The following is a 25,357-nucleotide window of genomic DNA, read 5'->3' as shown; positions in this document are numbered from 1 at the left end:
GCGAACTGGTCACCGTGGTACCTCCGATTGGGCGCCCACCCCGCTCACCATGCTCCGCACCTGTCGTGCGGCAACCGACAATGTGGCGAGGTCGTGGGTCCCGGACTCGAACAATTCCGACAGCGCCGCACGTGCACGGCCCAGCCGGGACTGGTTCTTCGACTCCCAGTATGCAATTTTCTCGTCGGCCGTCTCCTCCGGGTCGCCCGCGGACAGCACATCCAGGGTGAGCGAGCGCAGCGAACCGTACATGTCGTCGCGCAAGGCGAGACGAGCCAGCGCGTGCCAGCGGTCGCCACGTTCGAGGTGACTCACCGCCTCGAGCAGCCAGTCGATCTTGAGGTGGTCGTTGAGCGCGTAGTACAGCGAGCCCACCTCGGCGCCGTCACGCTCGGCGATGTCGGCGATGTCGACCACATCAAGCAGCGGGAACAGGCTCAGCAGGCCGAACACCTCGGTGGCCAGTTCGGCCGGCGCACCACGGGCGATCAGTTCGGCCGCACCCTCGGTGAGCGAGGTGACGTGATGCCCACGCAACCAGCCCGGCACCTGGGGCGCGAGCTCCTGAACCCGCCGGTGGTACCGGTTGATCTCGGCTCCCACCGCGATCGGCTGCGGACGGTTGGTCAGCAGCCACCGCGAGGCCCGGTCCAGCGTCCGCTTTGACTCCAGTTCCAGCAGATCGCACACCGCGGCCGGGGCGTCTGCGCCGCGCACCCGCGACCACACGTCGTGCAACTCGAAGATCGCGGTGGCGGCGGCGAAGGCACGCACCGTGTCGGAGCTGGTGGCGCCGATCTCCTCGCTCAGCCGGTGCGCGTAGGTGATGCCGCCGTAGTCGACCATCTCGTTCACCAGCATCGTGGTCACGATCTCGCGGCGCAGCCGGTGCTTCTTGATCTCGGCCCCGAACCGCTCGCGCAGCGGTGTGGGGAAATACAACGGCAGCCGGCTCGCGAAGGAGACACTGTCGGGCAGTTCGGTGTCGAGCAGGTCGGCCTTGAGCGCGAGCTTCACGTGCGCAAGCAGGTTGGCCAGCTCGGGTGAGGTCAGGCCGGTGCCTTCTTCGCCGCGGCGTTCGAGTTCGACCGCCGAGGGCAGTGCCTCGAGTTTGCGGTCCACGCCGCGGCGCTGTTCGAGATCGGTGATGACCCGGCCGTGCACGCTCACCATGTGTGCCGCGTCGGTGCGCGAGATACCGATCAGCACGTTCTGATCGACGTTGTCCTGCAACACCATCCGAGCGACCTCGTCGGTCATCGAAGCCAGCAGCGGATTGCGGTCGGCGGGTGCCAGGGCACCCGCACTCACCACAGCGTCGAGCAGCACCTTGATGTTGACCTCGTGATCGGAGCAGTCGACACCGGCCGAGTTGTCCAGGGCGTCGGTGTTCATCTTGCCCCCGGCCCGGCAGAACTCGATCCGGCCCAGCGCCGTGGCGCCGAGGTTGCCGCCCTCGCCGACCACCTGCACGCGCAACTCGTTTCCGTTCACGCGCACCGCGTCGTTGGCCTTGTCGCCGACCTGAGCATTGGATTCGCTACTGGCCTTCACATAGGTGCCGATGCCCCCGTTCCACAGCAGCTGCACGGGAGCGAGCAGGATCGCGCGCACCAGTTCCGGCGGCGAGAGCGTCTGCACCGAGTCGGGCAGCCCGAGCGCGGCCCTGGCCTGCGGGGAGATCGGCACCGACTTCACCGTGCGCTCGAAGACCCCGCCGCCGGCACTGATCAGGCTGCGGTCGTAGTCGGCCCACGACGACCGCGGCAGGGCGAAGAGCCGCTCACGCTCGGCGTAGGAGGTGGCGGCGTCCGGGTCGGGGTCGAGGAAGATGTGGCGGTGGTCGAACGCGGCGACCAACCGGATGTGGCGCGACAGCAGCATGCCGTTGCCGAACACGTCACCACTCATGTCGCCGACGCCGACGACGGTGAAGTCCTGGCTCTGGGTGTCGATACCCATCTCCCGGAAGTGGCGTTTCACCGCTTCCCACGCGCCCTTGGCGGTGATCCCCATGGCCTTGTGGTCGTAGCCGGCCGAGCCACCGGAGGCGAAGGCGTCGCCGAGCCAGAAGCCGTAGCGCTTGGCCACATCGTTGGCGATGTCGGAGAAGCTGGCGGTGCCCTTGTCGGCGGCGACCACCAGGTAGGTGTCGTCGGCGTCGCGGCGCACGACCCGCTCGGGCGGCAACACCGCGCCGGTGGCCAGATCGACGTTGTCGGTCACATCGAGCAGGCCGGAGATGAAGGTGCGGTAGCAGGCCACACCCTCGGCGATACTCGCCTGCCGGTCGGTGGTCGCGTCGCCGGTGGCCGCGGGCGGGCGCTTCACCACGAACCCGCCCTTGGCGCCGACCGGCACGATCACCGCGTTCTTCACGGCCTGGGCCTTCACCAGACCCAGGATCTCGGTGCGGAAGTCCTCCAACCGATCCGACCAGCGCAGCCCGCCGCGCGCCACCGAACCGAAGCGCAGGTGCACACCCTCCACGCGCGGCGAGTACACGAAGATCTCGAACTGTGGTCGCGGCTTGGGCAACTCGGCGATCTCGCGCGGTTCGACCTTCAGCGCCAGGTACTCACGCGGACGGCCCTCGACGTCGAGAACGTAATTGTTGGTGCGCAGCGTCGCCTTGATCAGCCCCAGAATGGCACGCAGGATACGGTCGGCATCCATGCTGACCACCTCGTCGATACCGGCGCGTACCCGGGTCTCGAGCTCGGCGGCCACCTCGGCGGAGACGGTGTCGGGATCGAAGCGGGCGGCGAACAGGGCCACGAAGTCGCGCGCCACCTCCGGGTGGGCGAGCAACACGCGGGCGATGTTGACCTGGCTGTACGGAAAACCGGCCTGCTGCAAGTACTTCGCGTAGGCACGCAGGATCGCCACCGACCGCCACGGCAGGCCGGCACGGAGCACGAGCTCGTTGAGGCCGTCGGCCTCGGCGCGGTCGTACCAGACCGCCTCGAACGCGTCGGTGAACCGGGTACGCAGACCGTCGGCCCGGCCGGGAGTCTCGAGCAGTTCGGCGTCGAGGTCACCGCCGAGCGCGTTGCGCAGCAGTTCGGGACGCGCCTGCAGACCGAAGTCGTAGATCCAGCGCTCGTCACCGCCGTCGAGTTCGAGCTGATAGGGCCGCTCGTCGATGACCTCCACACCCAAGCTCTGCAACACCGGCAGCACCTGACTGAGCGAGACACCCGAGCCGGCGATGTAGAGGCTGAACCGCCACGAACCCGGTGCGGCCTCGGGCCTGCGGTAGAGGTGCTGGTCGATACCGCCCTCGGCGAGCTGTTCCAGGCGCACGATGTCGTCGAGCGCGCGAGCGGGCCCGAAGTCTTCCTTGTAGCTTTCCGGCAGCGCCGCCGAGTACCGCGACACCACGCCCGGATCGAGCAGTGTGGAGTCGGCCACCTCGTCGCCGATCCGGTCGTCCCAGGTGCGGCTTGCCTCGTTCAGCAACCCCTGCACGCGCAGCCGGTTCGCCTCGGAGGTGTCGGGTGCGGCCTCGCCGGTGGCCTCGGCGGGCAGCATCACCGTGAAGTACACGCTGGCGAGCTCGCTGTCACTGACCCGGGCCGAGTAGTCGATGTCCACACCGCCGAGTTCGCGCACCAGGATGTCCTGCATCTCCAGGCGCACGGCGGTGGTGTAGCGGTCGCGCGGCAGGTACACCATGCAGGCCACGAACCGGCTGTAGGTGTCGCAGCGCAGGAACAGCCGCACCTGCCTGCGCAACCCGACGCCGAGGACCGCGACGGCGGTGCGGCGCATGGTCGCGATATCGGCGGAGAACAGCTCGGTGCGCGGGAAGGATTCGATCACCTCGAGCATCGCCTGGCCGGAATAGGAATCCTTGTCGAACCCGGCGGCCTCGATGGCGGTGCGCACCCGGCGGTTGATCACCGGGATGTCGAGCACGTTCTCGTGCACCGCGCTCACGGTGAACACTCCGATGAACAGATGCACCCCGTGCACCGTGCCCGAGTCGTCGATATCGGCGACGCCGACGAAGTACGGGTACACCGACCGGTGCACGGTGGCGCGCACCAGGCCCTGGGTGAGCATGAGCAGCGGCCGGTCTCCGCCGTTGATCGGCACCTGGAAGTCGGTGCCGATGTCGGGACGCAGCACGCCGAGGCTCGCGCCGGGCACCGGCGTCGTGACGGTGTGGCCGTGCTCGAGGCCGCGCCGGTAGCGGGCATAGCCGAGCAGGGTGAAGTTGCCGTGCGAGAGCCAGCGCAGCAACTCGGCGCAGTCGGCCATCTCGACCGCGGAGAACGGGGCCTTGCCCGCGGCCGCGGCCCGGTCGAGGTGATCGGCCAGCGAACCCTGCACCGCGATCATCGCCTCGGTGTCATCGATGACCTGACGAACGTCGGCGACCACCTCGGGCAGGGTGCGTTCGATGTCGTCGAGCTGGGCGCGGCCGGTGGAGGGGTGCAATTGCAGGTGCATCCACGATTCGGCCAGCCCTTCGGCGCCGTTGCCGTCCACCTCGTGCGGGGCCGCGCCGGTGAGCCTGCCGTTCTCGTCCCGGGTGACCTCGAAGATCGGGTGGATCACTTCGCTGACGCTGACCTGCATGCGTCCCAGCGCCGCCGTGATCGACTCCACCAGCAGCGGCATGTCGTCGGTGACGACTTGGACCGCGGCGCCCATGCCCGATCCGTCGTCGGGGTGGTACACCCGCACCAGTGCCCGGCCGGGGATGCGGACGGCGGCCAGCTCCATGTGGCGGCGGAAGATCTGGGTGATACCGGTGACCGGAAAGTTCTCGTCGCCGGCGTCGACATGCCGGAAATACGCCTCCTCGAGGGTAGCGAGGTCACCGCGCAGACTCTGCGGCATTTCCGCGGACCACGCCGCGCTCGACATTTCCGACGAGACCGTCATCTTTCGCCCACTCCCATGGATTCGGTTCGGTTGGCTTCGATTCCGCAACTCAGGTGACGCGAAGCCGAGACTAGCCCCGGCTCATCGCCCGCGCTCAGGCAATTTCGCCTTGCCGCGCCGGTAACTTGTGAAACACCGACGGCCCGGCCGGTCGATCGTTCTCAGATCGTCCAGCCGGGCCGTCGTGCGGTCCGCGCAAATCTCAGTCGCGGGTGAGCTTACGGTGCGTAACCCGGTGCGGGCGTGCGGCTTCGGCGCCGAGCCGCTCGATCTTGTTCGCCTCGTAGGCTTCGAAGTTGCCCTCGAACCAGAACCACTTGGCGTCGTTGTCGTTGTCGCCCTCCCACGCCAGGATGTGGGTGCAGGTGCGGTCCAGGAACCACCGGTCGTGCGAGATCACGACGGCGCAGCCGGGGAACTGCTCGAGCGCGTTCTCGAGCGAGCCCAGCGTCTCCACGTCGAGGTCGTTGGTCGGTTCGTCGAGCAGGATCAGGTTGCCACCCTGCTTGAGGGTCAGCGCCAGGTTCAGGCGGTTGCGCTCACCACCGGAGAGCACCCCGGCGGCCTTCTGCTGGTCCGGGCCCTTGAAGCCGAACGCGCTGACGTAGGCGCGCGAGGGCATCTCCTGGTTGCCGACCTGGATGAAGTCCATGCCCTCGGACACGACCTGCCAGACGTTCTTCTTCGGGTCGATGCCCGCGCGGTTCTGGTCGACGTAGCTGAGCTTGACGGTCTCGCCGACCTTCACCTCACCGCTGTCGGCGGACTCGAGTCCGACGATGGTCTTGAACAGCGTGGTCTTACCCACACCGTTGGGCCCGATCACCCCGACGATGCCGTTGCGCGGCAGCGTGAAGGACAGGTCCTTGATCAGCTGGCGATCGCCGAAGCCCTTGTCCAGGTGCGACACGTTGACCACGATGTCGCCCAGGCGTGGGCCGGCCGGGATCTGGATCTCCTCGAAGTCCAGCTTCCGGTGCTTGTCGGCCTCGGCGGCCATCTCCTCGTAGCGACCGAGGCGCGCCTTGTTCTTGGCCTGGCGGGCCTTGGCACCGGAGCGCACCCAGGCCAGCTCGTCCTTGAGGCGCTTCTGCAGCTTCTGGTCCTTCTTGCCCTGCACCTCGAGCCGCTGGGCCTTCTTCTCCAGGTAGGTGGAGTAGTTGCCCTCGTACGGGTAGGCGCGGCCACGATCGAGTTCCAGGATCCACTCGGCCACATTGTCGAGGAAGTACCGGTCGTGAGTGACGGCCAGCACGGCACCCGGGTAGGAGGCCAGGTGCTGCTCGAGCCACAGCACGCTCTCGGCGTCGAGGTGGTTGGTCGGTTCGTCGAGCAGCAGCAGATCGGGCTTGCTCAGCAGCAGCTTGCACAGGGCGACACGACGACGCTCACCACCGGAGAGGTTGGTGACCGGCGCCTCCGGCGGCGGGCAGCGCAGCGCGTCCATTGCCTGCTCGAGCTGGGAGTCGACATCCCACGCGTCGGCGTGGTCGAGGAACTCCTGCAGCTTGCCCATCTCGTCCATGAGCTCGTCGGAGTAGTCGGTGGCCATCAGCTCGGCGATCTCGTTGAAGCGGTCCAGCTTCACCTTGACCTCGCCGAGGCCCTCCTCCACGTTGCCGCGGACGGTCTTCTCTTCGTTCAGCGGCGGCTCCTGCTGCAGGATGCCGACCGTGGCGCCGGGCGCGATGAACGCCTCACCGTTGTTGGGCCGGTCCAGCCCCGCCATGATCTTCAGCACGCTGGACTTACCGGCGCCGTTCGGGCCGACCACACCGATCTTGGCGCCGGGCAGGAAGTTCAGCGTCACGTCGTCGAGAATGACCTTGTCGCCGTGCGCCTTGCGAACCTTGATCATCTGATAAATGAACTCAGCCATATATGGAAGCCTATCGGTGGTGGTAACAGGGGCGAGATGCGGAGCGGGCCGGTGCCGCGGACCAGCCCTCAGGCGTCGACCTGCGCGGGGACACCCGCATGGGGCGCCGCGTCCGGCGATCGCGTCGGGAGGGAATCCGCCGCGGTCGTAGAGGCTACGGCAGTGGGGCCGGTGAGCGCATACTCACCCACGACCTCGGCGCCGGGCACGGCCGCGGTATCGGGCAGTGCAGCAACGCGCGGATCGGAAATATTCCGCATCCCGTGCGGCCCGGTACGCGGACCCTCGGTGCGCCGCACCACCGCGGCGCTGCACCGCCCGAGATCGGGTCCGACCGCGATCGCGCGCATCTCCAGATCCCGCCGTTCACCGCCGTCCTTGCCCCGGTATTCGTGCGAGCGCAACGGGCCGTAGGCGATCACCGGATCACCGCGGTGCAGTGACCGATCCACCCCCGCCACCAACCGGCGCCAGCAGCTGATCGTGAGATAGAGCGTGCCGTTGTCCACCCACTCCCCCACGTTCGCGTCGAAACGGCGCGCGTTGCTCGCCATCCGGAAGGTCACCAGCTGTTCGCCGCTGGCGAGGTCGCGTCGCACCGGATGGGTGACCACTGTGCCGATCACCGTCGCATTCGCCTCGTACATCGAAACCGCCCCCGCTCGGATCACTCGGTGTTGTTGCTCTGACCACCCAAGGATGACCGAGTACCGGGGCGAGCGAGGGCCACGAACAGCATCTGTGGACAACTTCGGCGGTTGTGGACATCGTGTGTGTCAGAGCATGGGGAGTTCGGTGTTCGCCCCGCACAGCACCACGATCGGCCGCACGCCCGGCTCGGGTTTGTACGCCCCGCTCTGCACCGCGGCCAGCGCCGCCGCACCCTCGAGTTCCACGACGACGCGGAATTCGCGCCACAGATATTCGCGTGCGGCGGTGATCGCCTCGTCGGCCACCGGCAATGCGGGCATGCGGTGGCGCTGGGCGATGTCGTAGGCGATGTCGCCGATCCGGGTGGGACACAGCAGTTCGCCCGCCGGCGCGGGCGCGTCGACCTCGACGGGCCCGCCCGCGGCGAGCGCGGCCGACAGCACCGGAGTGTGCTCGGCTTCGATCCCGACGATCCGGCGGCGCTTGCCCAGCGCTGCGCCCAGCCCGGCGATCAGCTCGCCACCGCCGACCGCGGCCAGCACCGGCGGCCGCCCACGCACCTGCTCCTCGAGTTCGAGCCCGATGATCCCGGCGCCCGCCACCAACGCGGGCATGTCGTAGGCATGGAGATGTCCGGCCTTGCGTTCGGCGGCCAACGTGACGGCCCGGCGCTCGGCCTCGGCGTAGTTCGTCCCGTGCCACAACACCTCGGCACCGTGCGCCCACATCGCGGCGACCTTGGTGTGGGGTGCCGACTCCGGCACCACCACCGTGCACGCCTTACCCAGCTGGGCCGCCGCCAGCGCCACCGCGATCCCGCCGTTGCCCGCGGAGGCGACGACGATGTGGTCGGCGTCGCCGTCGGCGCCCAGCAGGGCGTTGAGCGCGCCGCGCACCTTGAAGGTGCCGCCGTGCTGCAGGAACTCCATCTTGAGCGAGACCGGCACCGGCCCGTCCGGGCCCTCGACGCTGGTATGGAAAACCGGTGTCTTGCGCACCCGGCCCGATAATCGGCGCCGCGCCGTGCGCACGTCGGCGCGCAGGACCCGACGGGGTCGCACGGGTTCGGATGACGCGCCCACCGGCACATCGCATTCGCTCACCGACGAACCTCACGGTCGCGACGCGCCAGCTCGGCGTACATCGCGTTGTAGGCGGTGAGATCGGCGTCGTTGTCGCGATCGGCCGCCCGGTCGGTGCGCTTGGCCAAGCGCTCATCGCTGCGCGACCACTGGATCAGCAGCGCCAGCATCACCACCACCAGCGGCACCTCACCGCTGGCCCAGGCGAAGCTGCCGCCGTTGCGCTGATCGGCGAGCAGGTCGATGTTCCAGCCCAGGTCGAGCGTGCGGTAGAACCAGCCGCCGAGCACGGTGTTCATGCTCATCAGAGCGATACCGAAGAAGGCGTGGAACGGCAGCGTGCCGAACACCATGGCCAGCTTGGTCAGCGGAGCCACCTCGCGCGGCTTGGGATCGATCCCGATCACCACCCAGTAGAACAGGTAGCCGCTGAGCAGGAAGTGCGCGTTCATCATGAGGTGGGCGGCGTGCGAATCGACGTAGGTGTCGAAGATGCCCGCCATGTACAGCGCGTAGAACCCGGCGACGAAGATCGCCGAGGCCACCACCGGTTGGGTGAGGAACCGTGAGACCGGGTTGTGCACGGCGGCCAGGATCCATTCGCGCGGACCCGGCACGCCTTCGCGTCCGGCGGGCGGCAGCGCGCGCAACGCCAACGTCACCGCACCACCCAGGGCGAGCAGAATCGGCGCCAACATCGACAGCGCCATGTGGGCGCCCATGTGCACACTGAACATGGCGGGTGAGTACCGTCCGACACCCGACGACGTGGCCAGCAGCAACACCAGGCAACCACTGAGCCAGGCGATGGTCCGCCCCACCGGCCAGGCGTCGCCGCGCTTGCGCAGGCGGCGGACACCGAGCAGGTAGAGCACAGCGAACACGATGGACACGGTGCCGAAGATGAGGTCGAAGCGCCAGTCGAACAGCAGTCTGCCCACGGTCGGCGGACCGTTGAGGGTGTAGCCCAGCTCCACTTCGGTCGGTGTCGGCACGACCGTCGGCGGCGGTGGCGGGGTACGGCCGAGCCCCACGGCCAGACCGATCGTCATGGCGAAGAGGACCATCTCCACCCCGGCGAACCTGATCAGCCCACCACGAGCCTGCGGGTCGGCGGCCAGCGCAGGCAACGCGATCCGACGTTGCAGATAACCGACGCAAGCCAGCACCACCAGGGCCGCCGCCTTGGCCAGCACCAACCGGCCGTAGGTGGTGGTGAACAGTTCCGCTGCGGGCACCCGCACCCACGCGTTGATCACCCCGCTGGCGGCGATCACGACGATCGCGATCGTCGCGGCCAGCGAAAACCGCCGGGCGGCGACGTCGGTGTTCGCCCCACCACGCAGCGCGTGGGCGAGCACCGCGATCAGCCCACCCACCCAGATCGCGGCCGAGACCATGTGCAGGATCAACGAGTTGGTGGCCACGTCGTGGGAGCCACCCGAAGACGAATGCCCGGTCAGTGCCAGCGGCATCATGGCCGCCGCCGCACCGGCCAGCAGGATCGGCGTCCACCCCCAGCGCAGCGCCAACCGGCACCCGATCGCCACGAGCAACGCGAGCAACGCCGTCGTACGCCAGGCACCGGCCGCCTCGACCTGGGTGATCACCGGCCACAGCACCTCGGGGCGCCAGATGGAACTCACCGGCTGACCCGTGGTGTCGGCCACGGTCAACGGCACCAGCAAGGCCGCGCACCCCGCCCAGACCAGCGCCGCGTCCGAAGCACGCCGCACCGCCCGGTAACCACCGGCCTCGAGCAGCCCGCCGTCGCGCGGTGGCAACAGGAACGCCGCGAACAACAGGGAACCGACGGTCACCGCGGCAGCCAACTCGGCCACTGCGCGCAATGCGGGCAGACCGTAGGTCGTCACCGGACCGGGGTCCGGGATTCCGAGCAGACTCAACGCCTGCGCCGCCGACAACCCGACCACCAGCGCCGCGACCATGGCAGCCATTGCCCCCGCGAGCGCGCTCAGCACACCGAAGGACGCGGCATTACCCGTCGCGGCCGCCCGACCGGACTCCGCCGGCGGACCGCCGTCGACGGCGGTTCCTACGGAGGGGTCCTGCGATAACGACATGACAACGAGGGTAGTTCGACCCGGCTCGACCCGCCCCGATGGGGCCGCGCTCCCGACCCGGCCTCCCCCACGGCCGAGTCGCTATACTTTTCGCGCTGGACACCGCGGCCGAGTTCGGCCAAAGTGAATGCGATTGCCTCCGTAGCTCAGTTGGATAGAGCAAGAGCCTTCTAATCTCTAGGTCGCAGGTTCGATTCCTGCCGGGGGCGCGCCCCAGAACTGCGAATCCGCTGACCAGCGGATTCGCAGTTCTGGCATTACGGTATCCGCGCTGATCTCGCTGTAGGGCAGATCGCCAGCGACTGATCACACTGGCATGCCTTATATCCCGGTGTCGGAAACGTCGGATTCGATCAGGTGCCAATGCCCAAACGGCGAAGTCCGTCGCCGGGTGATCGCCGACACCTGGTTAGCTCCTTCGGCTATGCCGATGCCGAGGCCTCCTTGACTGTGCGGTAGCCGACACCGTGCTTGCGCTGCAACGCCCGCTTCGATAGGCCTGCCTTCGCGTCGCGACGAGTGGCGGCGTACAAGTCGACGCGGGAGCCTGCGGGAGGCGTCACACAGACCCCGTGACGATGGCGCTTCATGGAACTGCGCGTGCCGTCACCTGAAGGGCGCTTCGACCGACGGCACCACCAGACGACCCGCCGCGCACAGCCCTGAGGTGGTCATCCTCGCCGCAATCAGCAAGGTCGGGTGCGCTGGGTGACGTGATCAACACGACTCCTCGACGTTACAGCAGCCCGATTACGACCGACATCGCCAGGAACAGTGCGAGCTGGTAGCTGGAGTTGATGACGGTCAGCATCGCGGGCTTCAGCTCGAAGGCATTGTGCTGCAGGAGCGTACTGGCAGAGAACGTCAGCCACGCTGCGAACCCAACCAGCAGAGCCATCCCCACAGACTCGTCGCCGGTCGCCTCCGACGCGAGCGAGATCCCCGCAGCGAGGCCGACGGCGGTCAGGAGGTTCGCGATGGCCAACTGGGTCATGTTCCTTGCGCGGGCCGGTAGCGAGCGGTCCGGCGTTACGCCCGTCAGCCGCTCCCAGGCGTTCGCGATGAAGCCCTTCTGATACCAGATGAACGCCACGACCATGCCCGCTACGAACGCGATCGCGGCCCCGAGCCAGTTGATCTCCATTGCACAGCCCTTCCGTCCTCGTCGAACCCAGGGCCGGTCGTGGTGTGACGTCCCGAGTGCGTGGTTGATATTATCTACCACAATGGAAAACATAAAGCAGCCAGTCGGACGCTCCTACGGTCAGTTCTGTGGGCTGGCGCGGGCGCTCGACGTCGTCGGGGACCGCTGGAATCTCCTGATCGTGCGCGAGCTGCTACCCGGACCGCTGAGGTACGGCGAACTGAAGTCCTCCCTCCCCGGCGTCGCGAGCAACCTCTTGGCCGAGCGTCTCCGGACGCTGGAGTCGGCTGGGGTCGTGGAGCGACAACTGGGAGACACGGGCGTCCTCTACGGCCTGACGACCTGGGGTGCGGAGCTCAGGGAGCCGATGGAGGCCCTTGGCAGATGGGCCATTCCGCTGCTGGCGACAGGACGGGGCGATGACGACTTCCGGCCACGATGGCTGGCACTGGCCTTGCCTGCGATGCTCCGTGGCAGGACCGCAGTGCCGCCTGTGGAGGTCGGATTCGATGTGGAGGGGCTCCTCATCGTTCTCCGGATCGACGAGGACGGCCCGAGCGCGAGGATCGACGCTGACCGTCAACCAGAGACCGTCCTGACCGCCGAGCCCGAGATCGTGGTCAGCCTCGTTGCCGGTGCCCTCTTAGTGGACCAGGCCCTCGCGTCGGGGACCCTTCTCGGTAACGCTGATGTCCTCCGCCGAGCGTTTCCGTAAGGGCAGTCAGCCACAAATCCTGCGCCAGTTGCCAGTCGGCAGCTCCTCAGGCCTTCAGCCTAGGTCCGGCGTCGGTGTGCCCGGTGGTGTCTCGGTATCCAATTGGTCGGCGAACACCATAGTGTCCGACGAAGGCGACATCCGATGTCGAACGAGACCTGCACAATCACCGCCGTGACCATCCGCACCATGGACTCGCTGCGAACCACTCGGTGTGACGGTCTATCTCAGCCATGGGACTCCCCTCGAATCGTACGAGCTGACCAAGAAGGATCACCGGTGGCAGAAGGACGTCGAGCAAATCCACAGGCACGTGAAAGCCCAGGCCGAGCAATGGAAAGCCGAAGAGTCCGCGGACCCCGAGCTCAAGCAGGCCCGGCAGGACAATGTCGTACGGGTTCTGAAGATGATGGCGTCTTGGCCTATGACGCCCGACCACGAGCTCATGCGCTGGCGTATCCGACTGTACTGCGGTCACATACACGAAACCAGCCGGCACAGCACCATCGAAAGCCCTGTCCTACACGGCAGCTCGTCAACCGAGTGCACCGAGTGTGGCCGCAATCCCGCAGCGATCGTGGCATACGAGCCGGTCGGCCTCAAAAGCGGACAGCCGGTACCGCAGCCAGGCCCACCCGCCACGCCGCCGAAACCAACCCGAAAGCAGCTGGAGAGCCAGCTCGCCGAGCTGAAGGCCGAGGTAGCCGCACTGAAAACAGCGCGGCACTGACGCCGTCAGGGCACTTCTGAACCTCGCTTACGCAGGCCTGAAGGTTGGTCGCCCTGGTGCCTGACCGAGGACGATTCGCTCGCCATCGAAATCGTTGCTCGGCCGGCAGTGTCCGCACCAACCAAGTCACCCGAATCATCCCCTGCTACTGGGACTACGCCGCAGAGCTTACCCTAAGCGGCCGCAGGTACCACACCCGGAGATGAAACACCTGCGGCCACTTGCTGAGGGGATATCGGTGCAAAAATTTACAGGCCTATTCAGTTGTGATTGCGCGGCCCACTGACGACGGTAAGCGAACGGCACGCCTTCTCAAAACACCGGGGAACGCCTCCGAATTGGTCGGCGAAACCAGACTTCACGTGGGTTTTCACGCGCCAGAATGCGCCGGATGACCATCGATGATCGAAACGTGTCAGTGGTGCCTGGTACGAAGGCAACGGTACGGAGCGGTTCGATCTCGAGGATGGAACTTGATGAGTACGAACAGATCCCGCGCGACGGTGGCAACCGCAGCGCTACGGGCTGCAGTAGCCTGGTCACCGCGGCAGGAGGAGCCGCGCGCGTGGCGTGAGGTCGCACGCATGACCGGGGTGATAATGCAGGCCCGCGGTCCGGGTGTCGGCCCAACCACGCCAACGGACAAATGTGCCCAGCGAACAGCCGAAAGGCGCTTGCCCAAGGGAACCGGGCGCACCCACCGCGCCCGAGCACGCGATCACAGTCGCCGAGGGAACGGATCGAAATTCGGCACCGCGCGCTTACCACTACGGTCAGCTCCCCAGTGAGACTTGATCATTCGGTGATCTACATCGCTACACTGCTACCGTTGCGCCGAGGGGGGAACCTATGAACGACTTCGCCGTGCAGGTCGCCAGTCTCGACGGATTCGGGTTGGACCTGCAGGACCTGGGAACGAACTTCTCGTCCAATGCTTCGCGCATATTGTCGGAAGTCTCACTGCCCAGCGGAACGACCGGCTTGCTCGCCACGCTGACATCGTCGTTCGAGACCTTCCAAGCAACGTTGGCCACGTCGCATCAGCAGGACCTGACCAGCTTGTCTTCCTACAGCACCAGTCTGTCCACGGCTGCGCGTCAGTTCCAGGGGACCGACGATACTTCGGCACACGCGATCTCGACTCTCGCGGCGAGCACGACAAATGACCAGGCGGCGAACGGGGCATCGGGCGGTGCCGGAGTCACCCGGTTCGCGGGGCTGCAGTTGCCTACGCTGCCAGCGGTCGAGGATGGCCAGTTCACCGTGCGCAAGGTGGTCGACTCGGCGATCGAATTGCTTTCGCACTTCGATGATCCGCTGAGCCGGGCGATCGGGATAAAACCGACAGCCGACTACCTCGTCCCGCTGGCCTCGGACTGGGAGACGTTGGAGACCTTGGGCAGTCGGATTCGACAGCTCGGCATCAATGACTTCTTGGCGTCGCAAAACCTGGCCAACGGCGTCCAGTGGCTGCAAGGCAGCTGGTCCGGGAACACCTCGGAATCCTTCGCGACGAGCGCAAGCGCCCTCGGAAATGCCATCTCCACCAGGAGCACCGATCTGGACATCGTGGCGAAAATCGTCACCAACGGTGGGGCTTGCCTCGAACGCCTGGTGTACAACCAGGCGATGGGCTGGAGCAGCGGACTGTCCCAGTCAATGAGCTTCCTCGACTTCACCCTACCGCTCGGAGCATGGGCCCAACTCATCGATCGGCCGATGAACGACGCCTACAAATCACAGATCGTTTCGGCAGTCGATGCGCTGAAAGCAGCATCCGATGCCCGGCGGGACGCGATCACGACCATGACCGGAAAGATCACCCAGGCGCTCGACTACACGCCGGGACAGTCAGTCCCTACCTTCTCCGCGACTGAATACGAGGTGCCAGACAAAGTGGTTGTCGATTTCGGCGTGAGCCGATACGGATTCGGAAACAACGTGTGGTGGGAGAGCAGCATTGCGTCGCCCTCCTGATCCTGAACTGCCAGCGGACCGTGCGGTATACGGCTCGAAAACCAGCGCTGGCGATAAGACAATCGCCGCGGCGGCGAGTGTGGATGCCGCAGCAGCGGGAACATATTTCGACAGCCAGGGATGGGAATTATCCTCGGACCTCCTCGCAAGATATCTCGATAATAAACCAGCCGGCTTCATCTACGAGATCAGTACCCGCCACTACATCCGTGTAATGGCAACCGCTGGGGCGAAAGCAGCATTTGCGCAAGGCGTGGAGGAAATCAAGAACCAGGCACGCCAGAATCCCCAGATCGGTATCACGCAGGAGTTGAGCTCAGTATGGCTCGGTGTTCAACCAGGAGATGACGACGATATCGACCATGCGTTGGGCCACTACGATGTGGCGGTAGGCAGCGACACAACGGTCTCCGAAGTAGACGGTGGTCTCCAGGCTGAGATCATCTACAAGACCTATGTCTACGAGTACTATAACTACGACAAGGACTCGGAGACTGGGCCTCTCAGTGTCGTGAACAATGAGATGCGCCACCTCGAGGAAGCTGGTTGGGCGCGGAGTTTCCGCGTCCACGGCGAGGCCGAACTTCTGTTCAGACGGGTCGAGAAGCTGTGAAATATCTTCGCGGAAAGACGGTCGCTCTGTGTCTCGTTGGGTGCGCAATCGCTACCGGGATCGGGGGATGTTCCGGCGATCAGGAAGACCAGCTGAACCACCTGTCGACATGTGCAAACCTACCGTTCCCGGAGGGTGCGGATGTCGTGTGGTACCAGCATGACACCCAATTCAGAGAGTCGACCTCAGTAGCAGTGGTCGACATCAAGATCGGGTCAGTCAGCGAGTTCAAGCAACGATCCGGATTCTCGGAGTTCGCTCCCGGCGTACCCCCGTCGTGGAAGTCGTACTGGGACGCGACCGGGATGAGCGATCTGTTGACGACTGATGCCGGAAACGAGCACTCGGTCGAGGGTTACCGGGATCCGAGACGGTACGTCGTCATCCACGACGGCGGCGACGAGAAAAGCCGGGTCTTCGTACATACGGACTGTTGATTCGTGCTGATGGGAAGCAAACCCTTGGGCCCCGCTCCGCTACGGATCTTGCCGTCAAAGCGAGTCGATGATTCCACGATTCATGGCACGTACGAAGCGCTCAATTCGCTCCCCTGATGCCGGCAGGTACGGCCGATACTCGGCAACGGCGAGGACATATGTCCAGGCCAGCAGTCGGTTCGGCGTCAGCAGCGGGTGCTTGGCCAGATCGTCGAGTCGCTCACCAATCGTGCGCGGCCCGTCCTGAATCGCCACCCACAGTGCGGCTTCGGCGTTGACGTCGCCGACGGCCCCTAGTGGGTCGATCGTGTACCAAAGGTCAGGACCTTGCAGAATGTTCTTGGCCTGCAGATCCGCGTGGAGGACTAGAGGCTGTTCGGTGGTGGTCAAGAGCTTGTCGAGCACCACCTGTGCGTCCGCGAGGTGTTGGTTGCCGTTGATGCGTTGGATGGCGTCCACGAACCGGGGGTCGTCGAAACGTTCTCTTGCCCAGCCCATTCGCATCTCGATCACGTCGGCGAGGTCTTTCAGAGCTGGCGGTTCTGGCAAGTCCGGCGAGTTGAGACGGCTGAGAAGTGTCGCGAAGCTCGCGGACTCGACGGGGTCACCACCGGGCCACGCCACGGTGCCCGGGATGATGCGGGTCATCAGGAAGACGCCGGTATTCACGTCCTGACGTAAGACCGACGGTGCGGCGTTGCCTGCCGACCACCGGTCGATCATCTGCATCTCGGTGTTACCGGCCTCGATGTCGACGGGGATCTTCAGCACCGCGGCTCGGCCTGTTTCGGTCTCGGTGCAGTACGCGCAGCAGGACATCGCACCGTTGTCGGCGATGCTCTCCAGCTCCAACCCCCATCGCTGGGCATACCGGGCGAGCTGATCCGGGAGGGTTCCGAGCCAGGCTCGACCGTCGTCCTCGCCGCGGAGGAAGATGATGGCTGCTTCCAGCCGTTCGGGGATTGTCGGGACGTTCATCGAGACAGCACCTCCTGGATTCGGTTGGTGACACGATCGACGTCGTTCTCGTCGTTGTAGATGTGGGTCGCGAGTCGCAGCAGGCATTCTCCACCCGCGCCGTTGCCGACCCATGCCCGGATACCGGCGGCCAGGAGTGCGTCCTTGATCTGGGGCGCTGTCACTCCGTCGAGTATGAACGAACGAAGGCGTGGCGGCTTGAATTCCGTTGCGGCCGTGTGCCGGGCGCCAACATCGGCCAGCAGCTGATCAGCGGCGTCTGCCAATTTCACACAGTCATCGATCAGCCCGGCGCTCTGCCATTCGAGCCACTGCCCGATCGCCGTCTCCATGCACAAACGAGGGACTGGATCGAATGTCCCCGGCCAAGAAAATCTCTCGACGAGATCGGAGGAGTCCCACGTCAGCGAAACTTCCGCCGGCCGGACGTCGAGCTCTGAGTTAAGCCAGAGGAAGCCGACGGGACGCAGGGTCGGAAACCATTTGTGGAGGGTCCCGAAAACAGCAGCCGCATCCCACAGCTCGGGAGGTAAAGGGATGTGCCCTGGACCGTGCGCCGCATCGACGATCAGTCGGCCACCTCGCTGCTCGACCCACTCCCCGAGAGCCGGTAAGGGCATCCGAATCGCGGTTGACGAGGTGATCGCGCTGACCTGCAAGTAGTCAACCCTGCCCGGAACCTGATCATCGAGGGTGGCCAGCAGAGCGTCAGTCGACTCGAGCGGCACCGGCACGGCGACGGACACCAACCGTGCCCCTGCCTTGGAACACGCGATCTCCCAGGCACGACGAATGGACGAGTACTCGACATCGAGGACAACCACCGTGCTATCCGGGCTGATCGGCACCGAAGCGACAATCGCTGCCGCAGCCGAAGTGGCGTTGGCGCACAGTGTCATTCGAGTACCGTCGACGCCGAGCACTTCGGCAACCGACGTCGTCTGCGCCGCGAGACGGCGGGTCAGCTCGGATCCCAGATGCACGGTCGGGTCGGATTCGATCTGGAGACGGAGCCTGTCTCCTTCGGCAATGATCCGCCGCGAACTCAGCCCATAGGACGCGTGATTGAACTGGGTGAGGTCAGGACGCAACGCGAAGGCCGCGCTCGCCTCGGGTTTCACGCCAGACCTGCCCGCAGGTGCCCAAGATCGGGTACGTCGAACCGGAAGATCGCGTCAGCCGCCTGCGCGTCGGCGAGGGGCACCTCCAATTCAGCAACCGCGAAAGCGACCGGGTTCCATCCCGGCGGGCGAGCGCCGAGGCGTTCGACCAGCCCTCGAAGCAGCTCGCGCGAATCGGCGAGCAGGAAGTCTTCATTCGCGGCGCGGAGTACCTCGTCGAGGAATTCAGCCGCCGCGAACGGACCCCGCAGCGACTCGATTTCCGCGAGTTGGCACGCCAGGGTGGTCGAGACCCGACCGGCCGCTGCCGATTGGCTGATGTCGGTGAACACCGCGAAAGCGTTGGCGGCGTCGGGAAATTCACCACGCGTCCCGAGGACCCGGCTGAGATCGCGGACATGTGGTGGGTTCTCGCTAGCGACCCCGGAGGTCTGCGACATCTCCCGGAGTTGCGCGAGAAGCTCAGCGGAGCGTTCGACCTCCAAGCACGCCATCGTCTTCTTACTGAGCCAGTGCACAGCCTCGTACTCGGCATACGGGTGCCCTGCCGCGCGGGCGACGTCGATCGCCTTCTGCAACCACTGCTCGGCCTCCATCGGCTGACCGGCGGCCAGGTGCGCGAGCCCGCGGTGACCGAAGGCGCGTGATTGCACCTCGGGTTCGGTCGACATCGCCGCGACCTGGTCGCACAGTTCGACACACCTGGCGCAATCCTGACTCGGCCCGCACAGAGCGACTTCGGCGTAGAGATTCAGCGTCTCAGCCAGCACTCCCCCAGGCTCAGGGAAGTCGATCGCCAATTGGTCGAGAACCTCGACGGCCTGGGCCCATCGGCAGGTCATGCGAAGGTTCCGAGCCCACAACAGACGAACATGCGCGACCTCGGCGGGTGCTACCGCTTCAGCGAACCCGAGTCCCGCAACGCACGCATCGACGGCAGCAGCGTGATCGCCTCCAGCGGAGAGACACTCGGCCAGCAGCGCGAACGCGTCGAAATACGGAGTGTTCTCAACCGCGATCCGCGCAAGGTCACGGGCTTTCGAGACCGCCCCGAGCGCGAATTGCCGGCGAGCGGCTTGCAGTGCGAGCGCCCCGGCCTTTGGCCCGTTGGAGGCCTCGACGGCTACCGCGGCCGCCCGCACGAACAGCTCATCGTCCCAGTCCTGTTCCGCTTCGATGATCTGAAGCAGTTTGGCGTGATGACGACGCCACCGGGGCTCATTGGCCGCGCCACGTTCCCGCAGCACCTGCGCGAACAGGGGGTGATGGATGCGGTAGCGGTCGTAGCGGTTTCGTTGATCAGCGGGACGAACGAGATCATGTTCGTCGAAGAGAACGTGGAGACGCTCGTATACGTCGTCGATGTCGATCCGGGTGAGCTGGGCCAAGTAGTCGACCTCGAAGCTGTAGCCGATCAAGGCGGCGGTTTCGAGCAACCGCTGGTCCTCGGAGCTCAAGTAGGACAGTCGATCTTCGATGACGGAGGTGATCTGCCTCGGCGGGTGGTGGGAGCGGTGTCGGTCGACTCGGGCCAACGACTCGGCGAACAGGGGGTTGCCATCGCTGAGCCGGACGATCCGCGACACGACACTATGTGAGGCGCTCGGACCGACGACGGTGCGGCGCACCAATTCCTCGGTGTCGTGCGGCGAAAGGCGCAACAGATCGATGACCGGCGTCTCCGGACGATACCGGCACAATTTGAAGACTGTCCGCTGCAAGGGATGAGTCTGATCGGCGGACTTCAACTGATCGGACCGGTACGCGAGGACCAAGACAAGCGGGCCCCGCACCCGCAGCGCGATGGCCGTCAGCAGGTCGATCGTGGCGGTGTCGGCCCAGTGCAGGTCGTCGACCACCATCACCAGCGGAGTATCGGTGACGATGTCCTCGATCAGCCGAAGCAGCTGGTCGAGCCGACTGTCCATCTCGGTCCGGTCGCCGCCACTGGCCGCGTACGACTGACCGGTCCGAACACCAGCCGCGAGCACTTGCCCGACCACCGGAACCGACTCGATCCAGTCCGGCGCATTCTGTTTGAACGACTGCGCGATTCGCTGCCAGCGCGACGGCGATCCAGATCTTTGCGCCGAGGCAGCCAACGATCGCAGGCATTCTCGGACGGCCTGGAACGAGTCCGAGGCCAGTGAGTTCAGCATCGCTTGCCCGTAGCCCGTGAGCAGGTGGGAAGCACTGTGCCGTTCGGCGGCTTCGTGGGCGAATCTGGTAAGCAAGCTGGTCTTCCCGACCCCGGCCTCACCGCGGAGAACGACAACCTGCGCCTCGCGGCTCTCGACAGAACGGTCGACGACCGCCAGTAGCATCGCTAGCTCGTCAACCCGGTCTACCAGCGGCGCTGGAGCACCTGTCCCCGGCACAAAATCCCCTCCCGACGGTCCTCGCACAACACACGTGGTTCCAGTCACAAATCATAGATGCTGGTTTGCCTGCGCACCGGGAGATGTTGGGGCGCTCTAGGATTCGGCGGCAGGTGGACGGCGGTTGGCCCTCACCCAAGGTTCAGGGTGAGGGCCACCATCAGGCGTCCGCGGTATTCGTCCCGAGCGGTACGTCACGGAGAGCATGTGACGATGACCGCCTACGTGGTGACGCCGCCCCCCGTGCCAGTGTCACCCATACCCACCAGTTGATCTACACCAATCGCTAGATGGGCGGTGTTAGGTCCGTGTCAGGGGGTGTCGCAGGGTTTCGGTCTACCTGGATGTGTTCGAGGAGTTGGCGTCCGCCTGCCGTGTAGTAGTAGTGGACGTGGTAGTCGATTTCCCAGCTCTCGGCGCATTCTCGGCAGATGGTAACGCCGTGATTGCATTTGCCCGGTTCGAGGATGAGCGCTCGGCCTGGGTCGTCATCGCTGTCGCGTAGTTGCAGGCTCACATAGTCGTTCCCGCTGAAACTTACGCCGGGTCTGATGGCACCGGTGTCGTCGTGCCCCTTCGTGTTCCGCATGACATGCATCAGGTTGTTTCCCTTCTCGACTCAATAACGGCAATCGCGTAGTACAGCGCGGGCTGGACTACGCGATTGCCTGGGCATCTCGGCCTGTCAGGGCTGCGCGGCGGGCTCGACCAGCGGCTCCGTCGAGCGGTCGCCCTGCTCAGCCAACTGCGACCCGAGGTCCTGGTATACAATTCGGAAGGGCAGTTCTTGGATACTTATATCCCGAATCAAGAATTCGGCCCCGCAGCCATGGACTATATCAACCGATTTGATATCTCGCGCCAGATAGCTTCGGACATGATCGATGGTGTATACACATGCAAGTAGGCCGGAGGCGAAATATCGTTCGTTGGTTCGGACTTCTTATGCTCATTGTTGTGGCCATCGGGGTCACGACATACTATTACGCCAGTCAAGCCCCAAACGCCGTACCCCGGAGGCATGCCGAGGAAACGATGGTAGTTGGATATGAGCGCGTGCATTTCGGATCGATTTGCGGAAATACTGGATGCGCCTACGAATCCATATATCTGGTTGACGCGGGCGACGGTTGGGTCGAAAAGATCTCCGGTCCCGGTTTGTCCATGGGTGTGCGTTTTTCTCTTGTTGGTCCAGAACCCTACAACTGGGGCATCAGGGGAAAATTCAGTGATGGTTGCCATATGACAGCCCGCCCACTCGATCCGGTCTCGGAGGACCTGACGAAATGGGATATCGACTCCGCCGGCGTGCGAAACCTTCGCGAGGGGGCTATCACGGCTGTCAGGCTGGGTTTCGTCTGTGGTGAAGGATAGATTTGGCACACATGCGGTCAAGTCCCAGTAGCGATGTAAGGAGGCAAGCGCCGGCGCGTCGCTGGCGGGGGCACCGCGATGAACTTGGGCGGTGCCGACCCGACCGATGAATCGTGCGGTATCGACCTGGAACGCCGAATCGCGAAGGCCGACCTGGTGATCACCGCCGAGGGCTCGATCGATTTCCAGACACCACACGGCAAGGTACCCGCCGAAATCGCCCGGCGCTCGGCCCGGCACGGTGTCCCCGTGATCGCCTTGGCGGGGTCGCTCGGCGACGGAGCACCGGCGGTACACGACATCGGGATCGCCGCGATCGCCTCCATCATCCCGGTCTCGATGCCGCTCGCCGACGCCGCTTCCGGGGCACGACGGTTACTGACCGACGCCGTTGAGCGGACCGTGCGGATGATTCTGCTGGGTGGTGTGGTCGCGGCCCCGGACCAGTCGCGCTCCCTCCGCGATGTAGCAGAATGGCAAGGGACACATCGAAGATCGAGGGGGCTTGATGACATCAGGAGAAACGCGAGCACAGCTGGTGGTGCCGACGGCGCTCGGCTCGGTGGCCGTCCACTTGTCCGGCCGCTCGCCCGATGAGGCTCCAGGGTTGCTTCTGCTGCACGCGAATCCTGGCGACCATCGCGACTTCGGTCCGGTGCTTCCGGCGCTCGGACAACGCTTCGCCGTCGCCGCGGTGGACTGGCCGGGGTACGGCGAATCCACCGTCACCGACCCGGCGGCGGTCACCATGCTCGGTCTCGCCGATGTCGCCGCAACCGTTTGGGACGCGCTGGCCGGCGCGGGGTACCGGGATCCGGTCGTGGTGGGCAACAGCGTCGGTGGTTACGCCGCGGTGCGGTTGGCGCAGCGGCGATCCATGGCGGGAGTGGTGCTGGTGCAGCCCGCCGGTTTCGTACCGCTCAACGCGGTCACCCGGGCGGTTTGCCGGACGATGGGGCGCCCGGGCGTCGCGCGCCGGGCGATCACGCCCGCTGCCCGGCTGTATCTGGGCGCGCCCCGCGGTGCCGACCTCCGGGCTGTCTACGAGCGAGCCAAGGCGGTGCCCGGCCGGCCGGACCGTTTACAGGTGTATTGCAGCCTCTGGCGCGGTCTCGTCGATCCCAGCGCGGACCTGACCACCGGTGCGCCCCTGCTGCCGGGCACACCGGTGCAGGTGGTGTGGGGGCGCTACGACCCGGTCAATCCGTGGCTGCTCAACCGTGCGGGGCTCCGGCGGCAGCTGCCGCATGCCGAGGTCGCCGTGCTGGCCGCCCGCCACGAAAGCTTCTGCGAAAATCCCGCGTTGTTCCTGCGGACGGTGACTCCGTTTCTCGACCGGTGTGCAGCCGAGGGGACCGCCGCCGCGGGCTGAGACAGCGGTCACCCCGGGCGATGGGGTGTCAAGTAGTACCGACAGGTAACCTTGCGCCTCATGTGGATCATTCTCGCTATCTCCGTGGTCAGCTCGGTCGCCATCGCGATCCTGTTCGCGACTGGCTTCCCGAAGCACTGAGTTCGTCGTGACGGCTGTTCGGAGTCTGCGGTTGGTCCGGTTCTCGTTCTGAGCGGGGTGTCGCGGCCTAGACTTGGCTGATTGTGCGGGGCAGTGCGGAGGGGGATGGGCGGCTCGGCTTCGCGGTGCGACGGTTTCGGCGACGTAGGCGCAAGCCCGGCACCGCGCGCGTGTATTGGACGCTGGCGCGGGCGGGGTTCAAGCGGCAGGCGCAGTACAAGCTGGCGATGTTCGCCGGGCTGTTCACCAATTGCGTATTCGGATTCGTCCGTGCGGCGGTGATGGTCGCCGCGGTGCGCTCGGCCGGTGATTTCGGCGGGTACGACGAGGGCACCATCGTCGCCTATGTGTGGTTGTCGCAGGCACTGCTGGGCGCCACCCAGTTCATGGGCCCGCCGCTGGATCTGGTGGAACGGATCAAGTCCGGTGATGTGGCGATCGACTTCCTGCGCCCGGTCGACGTCCAGCTCGGCTATCTGGCCACCGATATGGGCCGGGCGGCGTGCACGTTCCTGCCGCGCGCGGTCCCGAGTCTGGCGATCGGCGCGGCCACCTTCGGCCTGTCGATGCCGACGACCCCGCTGGCCTATCTGCTCGGGGTGCTCAGCGTGCTGCTCGCGGTAGCCCTGTCGTTCCTGTGCTTGTTCGCGGTGGCGCTGATCGGTTTCTGGGTGGTGGAGATCCGTGGCATCCGGGTGCTCTACCAGATCGTCGGCACCTTCCTTGCGGGGCTTTTCGTTCCGGTGCACATGTTCCCCGACTGGTTGCGGGCCATCGCGATGGCTACGCCGTTTCCTTCCATCCTGCAGGCACCGATCGATACGCTGTCGGGGCGGGTCGATGCGAACGGGGCCTTGTTCGTCGTTGCGGTGCAAGCGTTCTGGGTCCTGATGATCGGGCTGCTCGGCAGGGTGTTGTTGCGGGCGGGACAACGCAGGCTGGAGGTACAGGGTGGTTGAACCGGAGACCGCGCGCACGCTGGCCGGGACCTGGTTCACCCCCTACCTCGCAGTATTGCGTTCGCGTGTGAAAGCACAGCAGGTGTACCGGATTTCGTTCGTCACCGAGGTGTTCAGCGCGTTCCTGATCGGACTGGTGGAGTTCGCCGAGGTGTGGGTGATCTTCCACAATGTCGGCACCCTCGGGGGGCTCGACGTGAACGCGGCGCTGTTGCTGTTCGGCCTGTCCAACACCGCGTTCGCACTGGCCCAGGTGCTGGTGGGGCATCTGGATTCGCTGCCGTCGATGATCCGCATGGGCTCCCTCGACGCCTACCACCTGCGCCCGCAGCCGCTGCTCGCGCAACTGGTGACCAGCGACATCTCGTTGCGTAGACTGGCACGGGCGGCCGTTGCGGTGATCGTGCTGTCGATCGGGCTGTGGCGCAACGATATCGATTGGGGCATCGCCCCGGTTATCTTGATCGTGATCACCCTGCTCAGTGGAATCGCGCTGTTCTGTGGCCTTTTCGTATGCGCAGCGGGGCTACAGTTCTTCCTGATCGACGGTGCCGAGCTCACCAACAGCTTCACCTACGGCGGTTCGTTCGCCGCGATGCAGCCGGCCTCGGTGTTCCCGACACCGCTGAAACTGTTGTTCGGGTTCGCGATCCCCGTCGCGTTCACGGCGTATGTGCCGACCATCGCCCTGCTCGGCCTGCCCGGTCCGGCACTGCTGCCCGCCTGGTCGGCGTGGCTGACACCGGTGGCCGCGGCGTGGGTGTGGTTGCTGGCGGCGGCGGCATGGCGGATCGGTACGAGGCATTATCAGGGAGGGGGCGGATAA

The 25,357-nt window shown here is 65.7% G+C and carries 17 protein-coding genes, 1 tRNA gene and 2 pseudogenes; 10 read left to right on the top strand and 10 right to left on the bottom strand.

Annotation, left to right across the window (positions count from 1 at the left end; genetic code table 11):
- Positions 1-9 precede the first annotated feature (9 nt).
- The 5 genes from ACFO5K_RS22920 to ACFO5K_RS22900 form a co-directional block, all read right to left on the bottom strand.
- Positions 10-4,896 carry an NAD-glutamate dehydrogenase gene (locus ACFO5K_RS22920; protein ID WP_378566713.1) on the bottom strand — a complete coding sequence of 1,629 codons (4,887 nt, stop codon included), beginning with the start codon at positions 4,894-4,896 and terminating at the stop codon, positions 10-12.
- A 202-nt stretch (positions 4,897-5,098) separates the two neighbouring features.
- Positions 5,099-6,775: an energy-dependent translational throttle protein EttA gene (gene ettA, locus ACFO5K_RS22915; protein ID WP_378566709.1), complete on the bottom strand. Its 1,677-nt coding sequence runs from the start codon at positions 6,773-6,775 to the stop codon at positions 5,099-5,101.
- Positions 6,776-6,843: 68 nt separating this feature from the next.
- Entirely contained in the window at positions 6,844-7,422 is a 579-nt protein-coding gene (locus ACFO5K_RS22910; protein ID WP_378566706.1) for a single-stranded DNA-binding protein, read from the bottom strand.
- A gap of 129 nt (positions 7,423-7,551) precedes the next feature.
- Positions 7,552-8,529 (bottom strand): threonine/serine dehydratase, encoded by a 978-nt coding sequence (locus ACFO5K_RS22905; RefSeq protein WP_378566703.1) that lies wholly within the window; start codon positions 8,527-8,529, stop codon positions 7,552-7,554.
- Complete coding sequence (locus ACFO5K_RS22900; protein ID WP_378566700.1) at positions 8,526-10,592, bottom strand: cytochrome c oxidase assembly protein; 2,067 nt, start codon at positions 10,590-10,592, stop codon at positions 8,526-8,528. The genes ACFO5K_RS22905 and ACFO5K_RS22900 overlap by 4 nt, the downstream gene beginning before the upstream one ends.
- Positions 10,593-10,727: 135 nt before the next feature.
- On the opposite strand from ACFO5K_RS22900, the gene ACFO5K_RS22895 reads away from it, so the two are divergent.
- A tRNA-Arg gene (locus ACFO5K_RS22895) sits at positions 10,728-10,801 on the top strand.
- Between the two features lie 527 nt (positions 10,802-11,328).
- On the opposite strand, the gene ACFO5K_RS22890 is transcribed toward ACFO5K_RS22895, so the two are convergent.
- Positions 11,329-11,736 (bottom strand): DUF1761 domain-containing protein, encoded by a 408-nt coding sequence (locus ACFO5K_RS22890; RefSeq protein WP_378566697.1) that lies wholly within the window; start codon positions 11,734-11,736, stop codon positions 11,329-11,331.
- 82 nt (positions 11,737-11,818) lie between these two features.
- Between ACFO5K_RS22890 and ACFO5K_RS22885 the strand changes: the two genes are divergently transcribed.
- From ACFO5K_RS22885 to ACFO5K_RS22865, 5 genes are all read left to right on the top strand, one after another.
- Positions 11,819-12,451 carry a winged helix-turn-helix transcriptional regulator gene (locus tag ACFO5K_RS22885; RefSeq protein WP_378566694.1) on the top strand — a complete coding sequence of 211 codons (633 nt, stop codon included), beginning with the start codon at positions 11,819-11,821 and terminating at the stop codon, positions 12,449-12,451.
- A gap of 214 nt (positions 12,452-12,665) precedes the next feature.
- Positions 12,666-13,181: a hypothetical protein gene (locus ACFO5K_RS22880; protein WP_378566691.1), complete on the top strand. Its 516-nt coding sequence runs from the start codon at positions 12,666-12,668 to the stop codon at positions 13,179-13,181.
- Positions 13,182-14,030: 849 nt separating this feature from the next.
- Positions 14,031-15,158 (top strand): hypothetical protein, encoded by a 1,128-nt coding sequence (locus tag ACFO5K_RS22875; protein ID WP_378566688.1) that lies wholly within the window; start codon positions 14,031-14,033, stop codon positions 15,156-15,158.
- A gap of 79 nt (positions 15,159-15,237) precedes the next feature.
- Complete coding sequence (locus tag ACFO5K_RS22870) at positions 15,238-15,771, top strand: hypothetical protein (RefSeq protein ID WP_378566685.1); 534 nt, start codon at positions 15,238-15,240, stop codon at positions 15,769-15,771.
- 194 nt (positions 15,772-15,965) lie between these two features.
- A complete protein-coding gene (locus ACFO5K_RS22865; protein WP_378566682.1) occupies positions 15,966-16,208 on the top strand; it encodes a hypothetical protein in 243 nt (80 codons plus the stop codon).
- 54 nt (positions 16,209-16,262) lie between these two features.
- On the opposite strand, the gene ACFO5K_RS22860 is transcribed toward ACFO5K_RS22865, so the two are convergent.
- From ACFO5K_RS22860 to ACFO5K_RS22845, 4 genes and pseudogenes are all read right to left on the bottom strand, one after another.
- The gene (locus ACFO5K_RS22860) at positions 16,263-17,186 is read right to left on the bottom strand and encodes an aminoglycoside phosphotransferase family protein (RefSeq protein ID WP_378566679.1); all 924 of its coding nucleotides are present in this window, start codon (positions 17,184-17,186) and stop codon (positions 16,263-16,265) included.
- Positions 17,183-18,307, bottom strand: a complete 1,125-nt coding sequence (locus tag ACFO5K_RS22855; RefSeq protein ID WP_378566676.1) for an aminotransferase class V-fold PLP-dependent enzyme — start codon at positions 18,305-18,307, stop codon at positions 17,183-17,185. Before ACFO5K_RS22855 ends, ACFO5K_RS22860 begins: the two co-directional genes overlap by 4 nt.
- Positions 18,304-19,935, bottom strand: coding sequence for a hypothetical protein (locus ACFO5K_RS22850; RefSeq protein WP_378566951.1), 1,632 nt, complete (start codon positions 19,933-19,935; stop codon positions 18,304-18,306). The genes ACFO5K_RS22855 and ACFO5K_RS22850 overlap by 4 nt, the downstream gene beginning before the upstream one ends.
- 168 nt (positions 19,936-20,103) lie before the next feature.
- Positions 20,104-20,631: pseudogene (locus tag ACFO5K_RS22845) on the bottom strand (AAA family ATPase); the annotation flags it as partial.
- 1,545 nt (positions 20,632-22,176) lie between these two features.
- On the opposite strand from ACFO5K_RS22845, the pseudogene ACFO5K_RS22840 reads away from it, so the two are divergent.
- The 4 genes and pseudogenes from ACFO5K_RS22840 to ACFO5K_RS22825 form a co-directional block, all read left to right on the top strand.
- Positions 22,177-22,497: pseudogene (locus ACFO5K_RS22840) on the top strand (glycerate kinase); the annotation flags it as partial.
- Positions 22,498-22,666: 169 nt separating this feature from the next.
- Positions 22,667-23,431, top strand: a complete 765-nt coding sequence (locus ACFO5K_RS22835; protein WP_378566673.1) for an alpha/beta fold hydrolase — start codon at positions 22,667-22,669, stop codon at positions 23,429-23,431.
- Positions 23,432-23,655: 224 nt separating this feature from the next.
- On the top strand, positions 23,656-24,531 hold the full coding sequence (locus ACFO5K_RS22830; protein ID WP_378566670.1) for an ABC transporter permease: 876 nt from the start codon (positions 23,656-23,658) through the stop codon (positions 24,529-24,531).
- The gene (locus tag ACFO5K_RS22825; RefSeq protein ID WP_378566667.1) at positions 24,524-25,357 is read left to right on the top strand and encodes an ABC transporter permease; all 834 of its coding nucleotides are present in this window, start codon (positions 24,524-24,526) and stop codon (positions 25,355-25,357) included. Before ACFO5K_RS22830 ends, ACFO5K_RS22825 begins: the two co-directional genes overlap by 8 nt.

This window comes from Nocardia halotolerans (genome assembly GCF_042650145.1).
Taxonomy (GTDB): domain Bacteria; phylum Actinomycetota; class Actinomycetes; order Mycobacteriales; family Mycobacteriaceae; genus Nocardia; species Nocardia halotolerans.
This window is presented reverse-complemented; position numbering and strand designations above follow the sequence as displayed.

Coding starts and splice junctions, on each gene's coding strand:
- ACFO5K_RS22920 (WP_378566713.1), bottom strand. CDS start 4,896: ATGACGGTCTCGTCGGAAATGTCGAGCGCGGCGTGGTCCGCGGAAATG.
- ettA (WP_378566709.1), bottom strand. CDS start 6,775: ATGGCTGAGTTCATTTATCAGATGATCAAGGTTCGCAAGGCGCACGGC.
- ACFO5K_RS22910 (WP_378566706.1), bottom strand. CDS start 7,422: ATGTACGAGGCGAATGCGACGGTGATCGGCACAGTGGTCACCCATCCG.
- ACFO5K_RS22900 (WP_378566700.1), bottom strand. CDS start 10,592: ATGTCGTTATCGCAGGACCCCTCCGTAGGAACCGCCGTCGACGGCGGT.
- ACFO5K_RS22890 (WP_378566697.1), bottom strand. CDS start 11,736: ATGGAGATCAACTGGCTCGGGGCCGCGATCGCGTTCGTAGCGGGCATG.
- ACFO5K_RS22885 (WP_378566694.1), top strand. CDS start 11,819: ATGGAAAACATAAAGCAGCCAGTCGGACGCTCCTACGGTCAGTTCTGT.
- ACFO5K_RS22875 (WP_378566688.1), top strand. CDS start 14,031: ATGAACGACTTCGCCGTGCAGGTCGCCAGTCTCGACGGATTCGGGTTG.
- ACFO5K_RS22860 (WP_378566679.1), bottom strand. CDS start 17,186: ATGAACGTCCCGACAATCCCCGAACGGCTGGAAGCAGCCATCATCTTC.